At 56.8% G+C, this 14,682-nt stretch carries 19 protein-coding genes; 14 read left to right on the top strand and 5 right to left on the bottom strand.

Going from position 1 to position 14,682, the window contains the following annotated elements:
• Positions 1-370: 370 nt before the first annotated feature.
• The 10 genes from YUU_RS62865 (at position 371) to YUU_RS62845 (ending at position 6,580) form a co-directional block, all read left to right on the top strand.
• Complete coding sequence (locus tag YUU_RS62865) at positions 371-433, top strand: hypothetical protein (protein ID WP_371260539.1); 63 nt, start codon at positions 371-373, stop codon at positions 431-433.
• A 318-nt stretch (positions 434-751) separates the two neighbouring features.
• The gene (locus YUU_RS0136010; RefSeq protein WP_245288196.1) at positions 752-1,642 is read left to right on the top strand and encodes a helix-turn-helix transcriptional regulator; all 891 of its coding nucleotides are present in this window, start codon (positions 752-754) and stop codon (positions 1,640-1,642) included.
• 40 nt (positions 1,643-1,682) lie between these two features.
• Complete coding sequence (locus YUU_RS0136005; protein WP_027526693.1) at positions 1,683-2,543, top strand: alpha/beta fold hydrolase; 861 nt, start codon at positions 1,683-1,685, stop codon at positions 2,541-2,543.
• Positions 2,544-3,393: 850 nt separating this feature from the next.
• Positions 3,394-3,756, top strand: coding sequence for a response regulator transcription factor (locus tag YUU_RS0136000; protein ID WP_027526692.1), 363 nt, complete (start codon positions 3,394-3,396; stop codon positions 3,754-3,756).
• A gap of 221 nt (positions 3,757-3,977) precedes the next feature.
• The gene (locus YUU_RS0135995; RefSeq protein ID WP_245288195.1) at positions 3,978-4,409 is read left to right on the top strand and encodes a sigma-70 family RNA polymerase sigma factor; all 432 of its coding nucleotides are present in this window, start codon (positions 3,978-3,980) and stop codon (positions 4,407-4,409) included.
• Positions 4,410-4,438: 29 nt separating this feature from the next.
• Entirely contained in the window at positions 4,439-4,621 is a 183-nt protein-coding gene (locus tag YUU_RS62860) for an L-histidine N(alpha)-methyltransferase (protein ID WP_371260538.1), read from the top strand.
• The gene (locus tag YUU_RS59225) at positions 4,593-4,832 is read left to right on the top strand and encodes an L-histidine N(alpha)-methyltransferase (protein ID WP_156944696.1); all 240 of its coding nucleotides are present in this window, start codon (positions 4,593-4,595) and stop codon (positions 4,830-4,832) included. The genes YUU_RS62860 and YUU_RS59225 overlap by 29 nt, the downstream gene beginning before the upstream one ends.
• A 90-nt stretch (positions 4,833-4,922) precedes the next feature.
• Positions 4,923-5,195 (top strand): L-histidine N(alpha)-methyltransferase, encoded by a 273-nt coding sequence (locus YUU_RS62855; protein WP_027526689.1) that lies wholly within the window; start codon positions 4,923-4,925, stop codon positions 5,193-5,195.
• Positions 5,081-5,362 (top strand): L-histidine N(alpha)-methyltransferase, encoded by a 282-nt coding sequence (locus YUU_RS62850; RefSeq protein WP_198031879.1) that lies wholly within the window; start codon positions 5,081-5,083, stop codon positions 5,360-5,362. Before YUU_RS62855 ends, YUU_RS62850 begins: the two co-directional genes overlap by 115 nt.
• A gap of 534 nt (positions 5,363-5,896) precedes the next feature.
• Positions 5,897-6,580, top strand: a complete 684-nt coding sequence (locus tag YUU_RS62845) for a sensor histidine kinase (protein WP_084801703.1) — start codon at positions 5,897-5,899, stop codon at positions 6,578-6,580.
• Positions 6,581-6,626: 46 nt separating this feature from the next.
• On the opposite strand, the gene YUU_RS0135975 is transcribed toward YUU_RS62845, so the two are convergent.
• Positions 6,627-8,000, bottom strand: a complete 1,374-nt coding sequence (locus YUU_RS0135975) for an FAD-containing oxidoreductase (protein ID WP_035664312.1) — start codon at positions 7,998-8,000, stop codon at positions 6,627-6,629.
• 523 nt (positions 8,001-8,523) lie between these two features.
• Here YUU_RS0135975 and YUU_RS0135970 point away from each other — a divergent pair.
• On the top strand, positions 8,524-9,189 hold the full coding sequence (locus YUU_RS0135970) for an ABATE domain-containing protein (protein ID WP_027526687.1): 666 nt from the start codon (positions 8,524-8,526) through the stop codon (positions 9,187-9,189).
• A 380-nt stretch (positions 9,190-9,569) separates the two neighbouring features.
• On the top strand, positions 9,570-10,898 hold the full coding sequence (hemA, locus tag YUU_RS52780) for a 5-aminolevulinate synthase (RefSeq protein WP_084801702.1): 1,329 nt from the start codon (positions 9,570-9,572) through the stop codon (positions 10,896-10,898).
• 135 nt (positions 10,899-11,033) lie between these two features.
• Here the strand turns inward: hemA and YUU_RS0135960 are convergent, their stop codons facing one another.
• The 4 genes from YUU_RS0135960 to YUU_RS0135945 all read right to left on the bottom strand — a co-directional run bounded on the left by YUU_RS0135960 (position 11,034) and on the right by YUU_RS0135945 (position 13,190).
• A complete protein-coding gene (locus YUU_RS0135960) occupies positions 11,034-11,288 on the bottom strand; it encodes a DUF2171 domain-containing protein (RefSeq protein WP_027526686.1) in 255 nt (84 codons plus the stop codon).
• 165 nt (positions 11,289-11,453) lie between these two features.
• Positions 11,454-11,792, bottom strand: a complete 339-nt coding sequence (locus YUU_RS61605; RefSeq protein ID WP_245288199.1) for a DUF6510 family protein — start codon at positions 11,790-11,792, stop codon at positions 11,454-11,456.
• A 29-nt stretch (positions 11,793-11,821) separates the two neighbouring features.
• A complete protein-coding gene (locus YUU_RS0135950) occupies positions 11,822-12,580 on the bottom strand; it encodes a ferredoxin reductase (protein WP_035664309.1) in 759 nt (252 codons plus the stop codon).
• Positions 12,570-13,190, bottom strand: coding sequence for a sulfite oxidase-like oxidoreductase (locus tag YUU_RS0135945; protein WP_027526684.1), 621 nt, complete (start codon positions 13,188-13,190; stop codon positions 12,570-12,572). The genes YUU_RS0135950 and YUU_RS0135945 overlap by 11 nt, the downstream gene beginning before the upstream one ends.
• A 257-nt stretch (positions 13,191-13,447) precedes the next feature.
• Here YUU_RS0135945 and YUU_RS0135940 point away from each other — a divergent pair, with 257 nt between their 5' ends.
• A complete protein-coding gene (locus tag YUU_RS0135940) occupies positions 13,448-14,044 on the top strand; it encodes a cytochrome P460 family protein (RefSeq protein WP_027526683.1) in 597 nt (198 codons plus the stop codon).
• Positions 14,045-14,071: 27 nt separating this feature from the next.
• Positions 14,072-14,659: a cytochrome P460 family protein gene (locus tag YUU_RS0135935; RefSeq protein ID WP_245288193.1), complete on the top strand. Its 588-nt coding sequence runs from the start codon at positions 14,072-14,074 to the stop codon at positions 14,657-14,659.
• Positions 14,660-14,682 lie beyond the last annotated feature (23 nt).

Raw genomic sequence — 14,682 nt, 5'->3', positions numbered from 1 at the left:
ATGCCGGTTCTGGAGTCTCTTGGGACTTGCTTCGGTCTATGGGCTATCAAGTCGCCTTATACGGATCTGCCTCGGATTTCCTCAAAGTCGAGTTACCTAACGTACCAGCATATCTGGTGTTAGACGTCAGGTTGCCGGGCACGAGCGGCCTGGAGCTACAAGGGCATCTCGAAAGCATCAACGCTAGGCTCCCCGTCGTCTGATGACCGGCTTTGGTGACATTCCAATGACCGTGAGAGCCTTGAAGTAGGGTGCGGTAGATTTCCTCACCAAACCCATAAGGGGTCAAAATCTGCTTGATGCGGTCACGTCTCGGCTCATGAACAAGCAAGTGGCCAGTTAGCTTTCAATCAGCGAAATCACAGTCAAAATGCATCGCGGCAGCCTCATGCAGAAATTGGAGGCAAAATCCGTCGGACGCTTACCCAGATAGCTGAGGCGCTCGATCTGGAGAGGTGATGGCGGCTCCCACCGCGGCCTCCGGCGACTTTAGAACAGAACCAGCCTATCGCAGAAGATCCCATACCAACGTATGGACCTAGGTATCACAATCGAGAGATTGTGGACGTAGGTGACCGACAGCATGGTGCCGAGGCGCTTTGCGCTGCCATTCGGCACTGGGTGGATTTGTTCTCGGAGTATGATCGCAATGGCAACGTGCGCGTCCAATTCAAGTGAAGGCAGAGTGATGCCCCGGGAGGGTATCGATGATGTTTCTGCCGGCATGACACAGATTGGGCCGAGAGCTGATGTGGACGTGCTGAAATCGCTCGAGGACATCGCACATCATTCGACCGTAAAGATAACTCCTGCCGAGCCCGTTAAGCGTCTCGGTATGGGCTGGCATTGGTGGTTTTCGGAAAGCGTCCATGTTCCGATCGGCAGCAAAATTGAGGTTTGCTTCCAGGGACCAACCCATCTCCTCGCATTGTACAACGAGGGTATGCGGAAGAGTGGTGAAACGTCCATCGATGGTCTACGTTCGCAGCTTCGAAGTTTTGTCCATAAACTCACTTTCGTGCCTGCCGGATGCGCCTATCGTGAACGGCATGAAGCTAGCGCATGCATTCGAGTGACGTTTCTCTATCTGAATCCTGCGGCCCTTCAGAAAACAGGCAGCGGCGGAGCTGGTTTCCTGCCAAGATTGTACTTTGAGGACTCTCTTGTCTGGGAAACGGCATCGAAGTTGAAGAACGCGATTGAGAGCGGCCAAACCAAATATACTCCTTACCTGGAGGCGCTTTCTGGCGTGCTTGCCCATGAACTAGCTCGCGTCGACCAGGAGTTAGTCGGTGAGCAGGCCGTGAGTCGTGGAGGGCTCGCCAGCTGGCAAAAGCGCGCAGTCGTTGACTACATTGAAGAGCATCTGGCGGAACAGGTGTGCCTTCTGACACTCGCCGAACTTGCTCGACTCAGCCTGCATCACTTTTGCCGAGCATTCAAACAATCGTTCGGGATTCCAGCGCATCAATACCAAGTGCGGCGGCGCATGGAGGTCGCGAAGCTGCTTTTGGCGGATCGAAAGACGTCAATCACGGAGATTGCGCTTAGCTTGGGCTATGCCCAAACCAGCTCGTTCAGCACCGCGTTTCGGAAAACAACCGGCTGGACACCTACGGTATATCGCAGGGAGTTCGAATGAGCCGAGCCACATCCACGTAACCGGACCATGAGACCCACCTATGTCGAAGATCCAATATCGCAAGGCGAACGTCGAAGGGTTCAACGTATTCTACCGCGAGGCCGGCCGAGCGACCGCACCGGCGTTGCTGTTACTTCACGGATTTCCTTCCGCCGGCCATATGTTTCGCGCGCTGATCCCGGCACTCTCTGACCGTTTCCGCGTGGTAGCACCAGACCTGCCCGGGTTTGGTCAGTCGGACATGCCGTCTCACGACAAGTTTGCTTACACTTTTGGCAGACTAACCGAGGTCATCGAGCGCTTTACCGAGGTCATCGGCCTCGCCCGCTTTGCGATCTACGTCTTTGACTATGGCGCGCCGATCGGCTTTCGAATGACTGTTCGGCATCCTGAGCGCATTGCCGCAATCATCTCACAGAACGGAAATGCCTATGAGGAGGGACTAAGCGACGGCTGGAATCCAATCCGTGCCTATTGGGAGGACCCGTCGGCGGCGAACCGTGCGGCCCTCAGATCCTTCCTCTCACCGGCGACTACGATCTGGCAGTACACCCACGGCGTCGCCGACACGTCCATGGTGTCTCCGGACGGGTATTCGCTGGATAACTTCTACCTGGCGCGTCCAGGCGCCGATGAAGTCCAGCTCGACCTCTTTCGCGACTATAAAAACAACGTGGCCACCTATCCGGAATTCCAGGCCTATTTCCGCAAACACAAGCCACCGTTCTTGGCGGCTTGGGGCAAGAACGATCCCTTCTTCCTACCGCGGGGCGCAGAGGCGTTCATGCGCGACATTCCAGCAGCAGAGGTGCACTTCTTCGAGACTGGTCATTTTGCGCTCGAGACCCATTGCGAAGAGATCGCCGCCGTCATGCGTGAGTTCCTCTCGCGCTACAGGTGAGAATCCGCGGGGTCGCCTTTCAAGTAATCCACTCCTGAAGGAAATCTGATCCGGCCGAGCGGCACGCAAAATGGTCGTTCAACGCGGGGGCTCGGGTGGTTGCGACGTTTCGTAACCGCGAGCGCTTTGCTTTGGGAGCCAAACCCTGCGAAATCGAGCGGCATGATTTGTCGGAACATATCCCGGAGGCGAAGGAGATTGGGTAGATTCGAGCGCTGTCATTCATTCCCAACACGGCCTTCCCTCGTCAAGATATGGCCCGACCCTGACAGCCGTGATTCTGACCGCTAGACGTCAGGACGGAGCCTCCCGCTGAGAGCACTGATCGAACCCGATTGGTCTCTGCAGAGGACCGGAGGGATGATCTATGAACCTGCGGCGCCAAGATGGCGTACCGTTGAAAGGGAATTCAGTCCGACGATTGCCTAGTCGCGGAGTGAACTCGGTTCGCTGGTTGGCAATTGAGCTGGCGCATCAAGAAAGTCTACGGAAAGTCCGCTGCACGTTATCGCGCCCGTTCACCTTGATGTGAAAGAAAGCGCCCCCTTTGCACCGAGGTTACATTATCGCGACTGGCCGGGTTGCGCGAAAGTGACCCATACCAAGGTATGGGACGGGGCATCACAACCGAGAGATTGTATACGCGCGTGGGCAAAAGCAAGGTGATACTCCGTATTGCCGCGGCGATGCGCACTGTGGGGCGTTCTCAGATAATGCTATGAAACTCTGTTTGACTTCATCCTATCGGACTTCGCGCTTTATGTGGCCGTCGCACCCGAGTGCTCGCGGTTATGCCAGCTTCACCTCTCGGCGCCGCGTTGAATTCGGGCATATCGTGGGAATTCGTGCGGTGAAGAAACCTTTTGTGGCGATCATCGACGACGACGAGGCACTTTGCTCGTCACTCGTGGATCTAATGCGGTCGGTCGGCTATCTCGCAGAGCCTTTTACCTCCGCGGAAACGTTTCTGGGCTCGCGCCATTTGCTGAATGTGGACTGCATCATTGCCGATGTTCATATGCCACGAATAGGTGGACTCGACCTCCTCCGAACTCTCCACGAACAGGGTATCGCGACACCAGTTATCCTCATCACGGCCTTACCCGACGCGCAACTAGACGACGATGCGATCTCAGCGGGGGCACTGTGTCTTCTACGAAAGCCGTTCGAGATGGATTACCTGCTCGATTGCATCGAAAGGAGTCTTGCCTGATGCCAGCGCTAACCGATGGCAACAAAGTCACCTCAATTCACGTATGTAACGGTGGCCCTGCTCAGCTGAAGTCGATCCCGGACTGTGCAGTCCGAGCGTCGCATAAGACGCGAACTGCAGTTCGTTTGGCGAGTTGGGATGAGCGTTCGGGCAGATGGCGTTGTCTCATGGTCGCGGGGCGAGCTGGGGATAGCCAAGCTTACGACCGATTGCTTCGCGAATTGGACATCTGGCTGCGTCTTTATTTCGAGCGTCGGCTCCCCTTTGCTGCGGCAGAGGACGCGAGGCAAGACGCCCTCCTTGCAATCCACGCCAAACGTCACACGTACAAAGCATCGAGATCATTCGGCGCGTGGCTCTACGCAATTGCGCGACATAAATGGATTGACCGTGTTCGTGATGCATCCCGATTTATCCCAATATCACTCGACGACGAGGTGTCAGTAGAGGATCACGAGCGAGCGGCAATAAGTGCCGCCGCCTTAGATCATCTGTTAGGCCGCCTAAGCCCTGCCCAAGCCAAGGCCATCCGTCTGGTAAAGCTGAACGGCCTCAGCATTGCTCGTGCATCCGGTGCAACCGGTCAGTCCGCGGCCCTGATTAAAGTCAACATCCACCGAGGGCTGCGAAGGCTTGCTGCACTGCTCGCCTGAGGTGGTTGCTAGCAGCCGCTGGTCCGTCCATGCGGCAGGGGCTCAACCCCGCCAAAGGAACTCCGATGCATTGTTACCAGAGCGACCGAAGGCTAGATACGGCAGCGGTTGATCGAGCGTTCCGGCATGACGTGCTCAAGGGTTTGGGCGCTCGCCAGCGCACAATTCCCGCCCGATGGCTATATGATCATCGAGGTTCTGCGCCTTTTTGAGGCAATCACCGATCTCGCTGAATATTATCCGACCCGAACAGAACGTTCGATTCTTAGCTCATGCGTCACCGAGATCGCTGCTCTCACGGGTGAGCACCGTGTGATTGTAGAGTTCGGATCGGGCTCTTCCGCTAAGACCCGGATCCTGCTGTCGCGCGCCATGGAAAACTGCCCCCTCGGTGTCATGAGGAATTGCCCCCTCCTTGGATAGCCGAGGAGAGAGCGAATGAAACCAGGAACGAATCACTGAAGGCTCGTCGTGGAGTGATCCACGGCGGTCGATCTACTGCGACAATTGGCGATGACCCTGGGGCGCGGCTCAATGCTGTTGATCGGCACAGATCGCATCAAAGGTCCAGACATCCTCGTTCCTGCCTACGACGACAGACGGGGCGTAACAGCCGCGTTCAATCTCAACCTCCTGCATCGGATCAATCGAGAGCTTGATGTTCCATACCTGTGGACGCCTTTCGGCATGTTGTCCGCTGGAACGACATGGAGGCGCGAATTGAAATGCACCTTGAGACCCGTCGCGACGTTCGCTTTCAGGTCGACGGCCCGGGCTTTTCTATGATGCGCGGAGAGACAATCCACACGGAGAATAGTCTTAAGTATACTCCGCGGGACGCACGCGTTCTTCTGCGGGCCGGAGGCTGGAGCCCAATCGCGGAATGGACCGATCCGAATGAACTCTTCTCCGTGATTCTTGCAAAGGAAGGGGCTACGCAATCGGGGCCTTGAAGCCTGTTGCAGCCGGGCGGGATATCACCGCCGGTCGCTCGAAGTTATTCCCTTCCCGTCCTCTGCGCACCAATCCAATCCTGGCCTTTTAAAGTCGCACACAGAGCTGCTGCTGTTTCGAAACGCGGGAAGCGATAAGCACACAGTGGCGTAGGGCTAGAACGAAGCGTCGTGGCTCAAGAAGATATTCGACGTCCAGTATTTCTGTGATTCTGACAAGATCACCTCAACCGTAATAAGCCAGAAGCAGCAACCAGCGTCGAAACCGCGCAAAATTCACAGATCTCACTAGCTGCGAGGTGCTCTGACTATGCTCCGATAAGCTATCGTTCCGTTCGCTCGCAGAACTCGCGTTCATTTGGACTTTCGCTCTTGAACCGCTATCCGGCGATGGCCGCGCGCCCCGGACCTTGTGCAGCCGCGAAGGAGTAACGGACCAGGGAGAAAGCAGATCACTGACTTCGATGCAGAAACGCTTCGACAGAAAGCTCTTTAGCTGTCGCGGACGCCAGCCGATTCATCCTAGGTGAACCTATGGGACCGCCCTCCGACTCCTTTCAGAATGGATTTGCCATTCTACCAGATGAGACATCAGATTCCAGTTGCGACGCTTCGCTCGAACTTATGATCAAGGAGCTTGAGCATCGGATATTGAACCTGCTTAGTGTAGTCCAATGTTTCGTGAATAACACGCAGGCGACGACCGCGGATGGCTACCGGATCGCGCTTACGGAACGAATTGCGGCCTTGTCCGATGCCTATAGTGGGATAGAGAGAGCGCGCCAAAACGGCATCTACATCGACAGGCTGCTCGAACAAACGCTTAAGCCGCATGCATCTCCCTGGCGAGAGCGAATTCTGCTCGCGGGACCCGACCTCATCCTAGAGCCGCGGCTTGCTCTGTTTCTTCATATGATCTTTCACGAACTCGCCACAAATGCTTGTAAGCACGGTGCTCTGAGGTCTGCGTCCGGAGCTGTAGAAGTGCTTTGGGATACATTCCCCGATGGTGGTCGCGAAGTTCTTGCTATACAGTGGCGTGAGCGCGGCGGGCCCCAAGTGAGACAGCCGGAGCAAGAGGGGTTTGGCTTGCATCTAATCTCGAGAGCTCTATCCGAGGCAAGAGTGCATATTGAATTTGATCCGGCTGGCGTGGTGTGCCGTCTCCTGGTCGGGATTGATCCATCTTTGGCCCGGCGAGCGAGGAGCCGTTCGTAGCTCTGCCGGCTTACACGGCGGATGCGCAGCCTGGTGTCACGTGCAATCACGGCTGCAGTTCGTGAAGGATCGTGGGTATAAGTTCTGACACGGTAGGATGAATCGGAACAATACGACTGAACTCGGATGCGGTGAGCCGAGTATTCATTGCTCCAAGCAGGCCATGCACTGCTTCGTCGCCGCTTACGCCCAGAATGGCGCCACCCAATATGAGGTCGCTATCGGCATCGACAATGATCTTCATGAATCCCAAAGTCTCTCCTCTTTCTCGGGCGCGGGCGACTCGTGTCATGGGGCGTTTTCCGATTCGAACCCTGTGGCCGGCGGCGGCTGCTTCGCGTTCTGTCCATCCTACTCGACCCAACGGCGGATCGATGAACACCCCATAACTTGGAATACGTTGGCTGACCCTTCGAGAGCCCCCGTCCAATAGGTTCTCGGCAACGATTTCATAGTCGTTGTACGCCGTGTGGGTGAAGGCGCCGCGGCCATTGCAATCGCCTAGTGCCCAGATCCCCTTGACGTTGGTGGCAAGCTCCTCATCGACGACGATGAAGCCTGCGTCGTTCACGTGAACGCCGACAGTCTCCAATCCCAAATCATCCGTGTTGGGACGACGGCCGAGAGCAAGAAGGACATGCGAAGCGAAGATTTTCTCAGGACCGGAGGAACAATCAACCCGGACTGCGATTTCGGAGCTGTTCCTTTCCAGACGAACGCATTCGGCTGCCGTCCGAATAACGATTCCTTCTTTCTTCAAGATATCCTCAACCGCCGCTGAGATGTCGTAATCCTCGCGAGCTATGAGCCTATCCGCCTTCTCGACAATGGTTACCCCGGCCCCGAAGCGCCGAAAGGTTTGAGCAAACTCAAGACCGACATAGCTTCCACCGATCACAACCAGATGGCGCGGCACGAGCTCAAGGTCGAGCAGCGTCGAACTCGTCAGCACGGGCACATCACTCAGCCCCGGAATGTCAGGAGTGGCGGGGCGGGAACCCACATTGAGGAATATGCGGGGCGCCACGAGCCTGCTACCGTTCACGTCCACGGTATCCGCGCCGGTCATCTTGGCGTGGCCACGGATGATAGTGCAATTGTTCATTCCTCGGAGCCAATCCTCCACGCCTTGACGCGACGCTCTGACTACCGCGTCCTTCCTTGCCTTCACTGCCTGCATATCGACCATAACAGGGCCTGTCTCAACTCCGTAGACTCGCACGCGCCGCGCCACATGAGCCGCGTGGGCGCTGGCGACTAGGGTTTTGGTAGGAGTGCAGCCTATGTTTACGCAAGTTCCCCCGATCAGCTTTCGTTCGATAACCGCAACACGCATTCCTGAACTGCTCAGTCTGCCTGCAAGAGGCGGCCCAGCCTGTCCTGCCCCGATTACGATCGCATCAAACTTCTCAGTCTTCATGCTATTCCTCAGTTCACTAGAATCGATCGACAGTGATGAGAACGCAACCGAATTTGCCCCAGTTTCCGGTAGGGGTTATTTAGCGGTCGATGTCCGCTCGTGCATATCTGCACTCTGCACCTGGTCGACTCTTTGTCGATGGGCTTGGCGACGAATGCATCAAAATTGAAAAAGACAAATCAATCGCGGAACGCAGACCCAGGTTATTCGCTGCTCGGCTGTAACTTGCCGTCGACGAGCGGGGCCGCACCACCACAGCAGTATCGGCGCACTATTGGCTAAATGGCTCCGATCCAGCGCCCCCGCGGTCGACGACGGCTGAACCGGCGTATGTCGAGAAATGTCACGTTGAATCGGCCTGGAGTGCAGTTGTGCATTTGTATGCGCCCGGCCGCCTGTCCTGGATAGTTTAGGGATTTCACGACCCTGGTCGCGGCGTCCATCTAGACGGCTATCGTAGTGTTAACTTGTCAAGGCGGGTTTTGCCGGTTACTGTTGGTAATTGAGCTTTAGAGTGATTGTCATGGCTGTTCAACGTCCCGCGCCGTTCTTTGTCGCGGATTCTCCTGGCCTGGATTTTTTGAACTCACGAGCGATACCTGTCGATGTTGAAGTCGAATGGATCGAGTCGGGCGAGGATTTCATCGCGTGGCTCTTGGGAGCGCGCTTAGTCCCGTCTGAAGCTATAGCTGAGCTGCGAAAGACGGCCGTGCCCGGCGAATTTGATGCGGTCGCCGCGCAGGCGCGTAAGCTGAGAGAGTGGTTCCGCGAATTCGTGAAGGCACACAGGGGCCGAGCGCTGAAGCCCAAGGCTCTCCAAGAGCTGGAGCCGCTCAATCGCGTTCTCGCGAGGGACGATGAATTCGGCCAAGTCGTTGCGCGTGAAGCGGGGCGGAAAAAATCCGACAAGGACGGCCAGTCTGACTTACTGGTATCGGGCTTAGTCTGGAGACGGCAACGTCGATGGCGGTCGCCGGATGCTCTGCTATTTCCAATTGCTAAAGCTATGGCCCAACTTGTCTGCGAAGAAGACTTCAAACATGTGAAGGCTTGTGAAGGCCATCAGTGTACGATTGTGTTTATCGATCGAACGCGGGGACATCACCGTCGTTGGTGTTCAATGGCCGTCTGCGGCAATAGAGCTAAGCAGGCCGCCTATCGCGCGCGGGCCGTGCGAGCTCGCAAGTAAGCGTGCCAGACCGTAGAGTTGGGGCTGTCGAGTCCGCAGCCAATATCGGATCTAGAGCTTTTGCGGCGATACCGAGAGTCGATGCTTTTTCAGTCGGACAAGTCACGCGGGTGAGGTCAGTCCGTCTAGAATGTCGCCGCCTTTCCGCCGTCCTTCGAAACCGTTGATCGCCGTACGTAGACGCGCGTTTCGCACATAGATGCAGCTCGGCACGGTCTATTGATGGCAATTCGGTAGCCGCAAGGCGTACGCCGGGCAGTCTCGGTAGGGAATTACGCGCGTCCATTTTGCGCAAATGCGGAAGAAATCCACGCAAGCGGGAAACAGACGGAAGCACTATGCTCGATTAGATTCGAGCTTCTCACGCTTCGAGGTAGCCCATGAACTACGAAGCCTTCTTTACAGATCGGATCGAAAGTCTGCGCAGAGAGGGACGGTACAGGGTGTTCGCTGATCTTGAGCGGATCGTCGGAAGACTGCCTCGTGCAACCTTGCGGAGTCCTCGAGGCACGAAGGAAGTCGTCGTGTGGTGTTCCAACGACTACCTTGGCATGGGCCATCATCCCAAGGTTCTGGCGTCGATACACGAGGCATTGGACCGCAGTGGGGCCGGAGCCGGCGGTACGCGCAACATCTCAGGAACCAATCATTATCACGTGCTTCTGGAGCGGGAGCTCGCGGAGCTTCACCAAAAGGAACAGGCGTTGCTGTTCACATCAGGATATGTCTCGAATTGGGCCGCGCTCGGTACGCTGGCGGCGAACCTGCCGGAGTGTGTCGTATTTTCTGACGCCCTGAATCATGCCTCAATGATAGAAGGCCTTCGAAGCAGTCGGGCAACCATTCGGATATTCGAACATAACAATCCGATCGATCTCGAGTGCAAGCTCGCGGAGGTATCGCCCGACAGGCCGAAGCTGGTCGCCTTCGAGTCCGTCTATTCCATGGATGGCGACATCGCGCCAATCGCCGAGATTTGCCGGGCGGCGAGGGCTTTTGGGGCGCTGACGTATCTCGACGAGGTTCACGCTGTAGGCTTGTATGGAGCGCAGGGTGGAGGCATTGCCCAGCAGCGTGGGTTGGTCAGCCAACTTTCCGTCGTGGAAGGGACGTTGGCTAAAGGCTTTGGCGTCGTGGGAGGCTATATCGCGGCGTCAGCAGCGCTCTGCGATTTTGTGCGAAGCTGTGCTTCAGGTTTCATCTTTACGACGGCCCTTCCGCCGCACATTGCGGCGGGTGCCCTCTCCAGCGTACGACATCTCAAGTCGAGCTCGGTTGAGCGAGATAGGATGCACGAATTGGTTGCCCGCTTAAGGTGCCGATTGGATGAGCGGTCGGTCCCGCATCTACGCAATCCGAGCCATATCGTTCCGGTGATAGTTGGAAACGCGAGGCTCTGCAAGTACATCAGCGATTTGCTTTTGGAAGAGTACGACATCTATATCCAGCCAATAAACTATCCGACGGTCCCAAGGGGAACTGAGCGGCTTCGCGTAACGGTATCGCCATTTCACACAGATGCTGACATCGAACATCTGGTGACGGCCTTATCGGAAATTTGGTCTAGTGGCATTGTAGAGTACTACCCAAATGGTGAGTTTCTGGAGAGCGAAGCCTTCGTGCATCCAGAGCGTCCAACATCGGGATTTGCAGACGAGGACTCTCAGCTCTTTCCGGATCTGAATGTCGCGTCGATCCTGAGCCTTTGAAGGTGGTCGCGGCGCTCGGTCTAATTGCGATATCGACAGTTCGAGGCGCAGTGCTATCACGACAAGTCTGCGTATGGTTCCCCGAGCAATCCCCTCTGAGATACGTGCCCCGAGATGCGAATCATGTGCGGGCTCCTACGTCGGCTCGCCGGCGGCTTCCTCCTCGAGGGTTAGCGCGTTGGCGGCGTTCACCGATAGCCGGACTTTTTGACCTTCGATATCCGCTACGAACCCAAGAGCAATGTAGTGATAGTGACCCTTGTGAATTCCCTCGCCGCTGTCGGACCTGGCACGCCTTATCCGGCCTCCGCTCACCCGATCGACGGTTCCGATATGTACTCCGTCGGCCCCGATCACCTCAATGCCTTTTGTAACGCGGCGTTTGCTCATTTTCTCTCTCCTCGCGTCAAGAAGCTTGCTTCTCGTTATTTGTCTTGAAGGAAGCGGCCGGTCGGATATCAACCGGCCGCAGGGAGCCCGGTAGGGGAGGGAGGAACGCCAGGTATCCGAAGACTATCACGTACGAGCAAACGCAGCTTTCTAGCATCGTCGTCGCTAACGGCGGCTTGCGACGATATCGCAACCGGCTCGTCCCTCCTGTGTCTCCACAGTGGAGGGCCCTGCATTTGCACGGGATGCCGGCGTCCCGGGGTCAAACCTCAGGTAACGCGCGCCTGCCATCTCGAGCAACAGGCCACGCGGCGTGTCGACCACTCTCATCAGAACGTCATCGCAATCGGAACATTTTAGAATGGTGCCCATCGGTGCGGCATGCGCGGCCAAGGCGCCGACCCCGCTCGTACAATCACAGGCCGCGCATCGAATCCGTGCGAGAGTGATATCGAGAGCAAAAACATCCTGGAGGAGAAGTGCCGCGGTGTTTCCCTCGAGCATCAGGTCGGAGATATTATGAGCCATGACATCTATCCTCCTGAGGGTCCAAAACGTTCGGTCTTGATATTGAGAGGTTCGAATCCGATCTCCACAAGCCAGGCCGCGATGCTCTCGACAAAAGATGTCGGACCGCAGACATAGATGGCCGGTCGTTGCGCGGGTGCGAAGCAATTGGCGGCGATCAGGCTCTTGTCGATCCGTCCCCGATGGCCGGTCCAGTCGGGTGGGGCCTCGCGGGTGAGCGCGTGGACGATACGCAGAGCAGGATCACGGCCGGCCATCGCGTCGAGTTCATCTCGATAGATGACATCTTGTAAACGTCTGGATGAATACATGAGCAAGGCCGGACCGCGATTCGTTGCTGTGTCTCGATGACGAAGCATCGACATCAATGGTGTAACGCCGGACCCTCCTGCGATGAGGCACAGTGGGTTATTCTCGAGGCCTGTCCAGACGAAGTACCCCCCGACAGGGCCGCGCAGCTCGAGGCGATCGCCGGCGCGAAGTGTGTCAAGGAGATAAGGTGACACTTCGCCGTCCTCTACGCGCTCCACGGTCAAGACGAGCAATTCATCGCCGGGTGGAGACGCGATCGAGTAGCTGCGTTCCGCCCGATAGCCGTTCTCGGCAGTGAGCCGGATGTCGACGTGCTGGCCAGGCAGGTGTCCGGCCCAACCGTCTGCCTTCAGACGAATACTTTTGACGCGGGACGTTTCGACGATGATGTCGTGCACTAGCATGAGCTGCCACTCCAGTCGCCTCGACGAAGCAGATGATTTAATCGCCATCGTATCGTTGCTCTTTCCAGGGATCGCCGTAGTTGTGATATCCGCGCGACTCCCAGAAACCACGCTCGTCGCTCGGCATGAAACGAAGCCGTCGCACCCACTTGGCACTCTTCCAGAAATAGAGATGCGGCACTAGCAGCCGGGCTGGACCGCCGTGCGCCGGCGCAATCGGTAGGCCATCATGTCGTGTCGCGATCATGCCCTTTCCGGCAACGAGATCCACGACCGGAACGTTGGTGGTGTACCCTCCATAGCAGTGAACCATCATGTAAGGGTCGGCAGGCTCTGAGAGGCCCGCGCTATGGAGCAGATCGTCGAGCGTGACGCCCTGCCAGACGGTATCTAGTTTGGACCATTTGGTGACACAGTGAATATCTGTCTTGATCGTAGTCTGCGGCAATGCCTCGAACTCCGCCCAATTCCAGGTGCGAACTAAAGACCCTCCTAGCTGGAGAATCAGTTTCCAGTGTGCCACTTCGATCTGGGGTGTCGGTCCTGCTGAAAGAATCGGAAAATCGACCGTTACATATTGCCCAGGCGGCACACGTTCTTTCGGTGTCTGTTCCTGTCGCTTCGGTGTGAAGCCGCGTGAGATGTGATTATCGTTCATCGAAAGTTGCCTTTTGTCAGGGTGGACTCCGGCCCCAGCACAGCGCGCCGTCATTGGGCAATCGCGCAGCCAAACTTGATGCAAGAGACCTCGCCTGTCGACGGGTGACATGCCAATTGCATCAAGAATGAGAAAGTGAAGTCAATTGACGACGCGCGCGATGCGCACAGGAGAGATATTTCCTGAGCTATTCCCGATAGAGAGCTCGTCATCAGTTTGCGTGGGCCATATCAGGTTAGAGATGCAGGAGAGAGATCATGCTCGTTGGATTTCGAACAGCGGCCGTAACTGTCGTAACCAGTGCGGTAGCAACCACCCTGTTGTTGGGCTCGCTCAAAGACGGTGCTGCCCAAACCAAAGCGCGCTATCTGCCCGAGTATACTGCGGACGGACAGCTGCTCCTCCCGAAGAATTTTCACGAGTGGGTCTACCTCGGATCGCCGCTGACGCCCAACGCGCTGAACAATGGCAAGGCCGGCTTCCCGGAGTTTCACAACGTCTACATCGAGCCGGGTTCGTACGAGGTCTATCAGAAGACCGGCCAATTTCCCGAGGGGACGATCTTCTTCAAGGAACTGCAGCTGACTATCCCGGGTGAAAACGCGGACGGATCGCGAACTGAGCCGTCGGGGAGAGGATATTTCCCCGGACCCTTCAACGGCGCAGACGTGACGGTGAAGGATTCCAAGCGCTTCGCTGACACCAACGGCTGGGGATACTTCAACTTCAATCATCACGAGCCCAAAGCTCCAATGGCCAAGGTGAAGGACAAGGGTGAATGCGCCTATTGCCATATCGCCGGCGCCAAGAAGGACGAGGTCTGGACCCAGTTCTATCCATTGCTGGACAAATAATTGAGCGGCTCGTCGTCGAGCGAGGACATGATCATGAAAGCGATCGGCGCCATGGGCCTGGGTGTTGTAGCAATCGCCACGATCGTTGTTGTCGCCGGACGCGGTTGGGAGACCGCCGAGGCGTTCGATCACGGTTCGCCGGCGGAAGCCGTCGTCGACGCGCGCGGGAATCTGCGTGTGCCGGAGAACTACCTCGCGACCTATCAGGCGCTGGGAAGCTGGGCGATAGCGACCGAAAACGGCAAAGGATCGAAGGAGATCCACGTCGTTTTAGCATCAACGGGCGCAATCGATGCGTACCGCAAGGATGGCCACTTTCCCGACGGGACGGTGCTTGTGAAGGAGGTTTACAGCGCAGCCACAAGCGAAATGACGACAGGAACCGTGAGCCGCGCAGACAGCCTGAAGGGCTGGTTTGTAATGGTGAAAGGCGACGCCAGTCGTTTTCCCGGTAACGCATTGTGGGGAGATGGCTGGGGTTGGTCGTGGTTCGACGCGACGAACCCTTCAAAGACCACGTCGACCGACTACGCGCTGGACTGCAAGGCCTGCCATGTCCCAGCACAAGCGACAGAGTGGGTCTACGTCAATGGGTACCCAGTTCTAAAGCGATAGCGCCCTTGGGGACGCTCCGCACA

Origin of the sequence: Bradyrhizobium sp. Ec3.3, from assembly GCF_000472925.1 — a bacterium.
Classification (GTDB): domain Bacteria; phylum Pseudomonadota; class Alphaproteobacteria; order Rhizobiales; family Xanthobacteraceae; genus Bradyrhizobium.
The sequence above is the reverse complement of the archived record's forward strand: the minus strand, read 5'-3'. Positions and strand labels throughout refer to the sequence as shown.

What these genes read in the sequence shown, in the direction of transcription:
- YUU_RS0136005 (WP_027526693.1), top strand. Translation starts at nt 1,683, where the DNA reads ATGTCGAAGATCCAATATCGCAAGGCGAACGTCGAAGGGTTCAACGTA.
- YUU_RS62860 (WP_371260538.1), top strand. Translation starts at nt 4,439, where the DNA reads ATGCGGCAGGGGCTCAACCCCGCCAAAGGAACTCCGATGCATTGTTAC.
- YUU_RS59225 (WP_156944696.1), top strand. Translation starts at nt 4,593, where the DNA reads ATGATCATCGAGGTTCTGCGCCTTTTTGAGGCAATCACCGATCTCGCT.
- YUU_RS62855 (WP_027526689.1), top strand. Translation starts at nt 4,923, where the DNA reads ATGACCCTGGGGCGCGGCTCAATGCTGTTGATCGGCACAGATCGCATC.
- YUU_RS62845 (WP_084801703.1), top strand. Translation starts at nt 5,897, where the DNA reads ATGGGACCGCCCTCCGACTCCTTTCAGAATGGATTTGCCATTCTACCA.
- YUU_RS0135975 (WP_035664312.1), bottom strand. Translation starts at nt 8,000, where the DNA reads ATGAAGACTGAGAAGTTTGATGCGATCGTAATCGGGGCAGGACAGGCT.
- YUU_RS0135970 (WP_027526687.1), top strand. Translation starts at nt 8,524, where the DNA reads ATGGCTGTTCAACGTCCCGCGCCGTTCTTTGTCGCGGATTCTCCTGGC.
- hemA (WP_084801702.1), top strand. Translation starts at nt 9,570, where the DNA reads ATGAACTACGAAGCCTTCTTTACAGATCGGATCGAAAGTCTGCGCAGA.
- YUU_RS0135960 (WP_027526686.1), bottom strand. Translation starts at nt 11,288, where the DNA reads ATGAGCAAACGCCGCGTTACAAAAGGCATTGAGGTGATCGGGGCCGAC.
- YUU_RS61605 (WP_245288199.1), bottom strand. Translation starts at nt 11,792, where the DNA reads ATGCTCGAGGGAAACACCGCGGCACTTCTCCTCCAGGATGTTTTTGCT.
- YUU_RS0135950 (WP_035664309.1), bottom strand. Translation starts at nt 12,580, where the DNA reads ATGGCGATTAAATCATCTGCTTCGTCGAGGCGACTGGAGTGGCAGCTC.
- YUU_RS0135945 (WP_027526684.1), bottom strand. Translation starts at nt 13,190, where the DNA reads ATGAACGATAATCACATCTCACGCGGCTTCACACCGAAGCGACAGGAA.
- YUU_RS0135940 (WP_027526683.1), top strand. Translation starts at nt 13,448, where the DNA reads ATGCTCGTTGGATTTCGAACAGCGGCCGTAACTGTCGTAACCAGTGCG.
- YUU_RS0135935 (WP_245288193.1), top strand. Translation starts at nt 14,072, where the DNA reads ATGATCATGAAAGCGATCGGCGCCATGGGCCTGGGTGTTGTAGCAATC.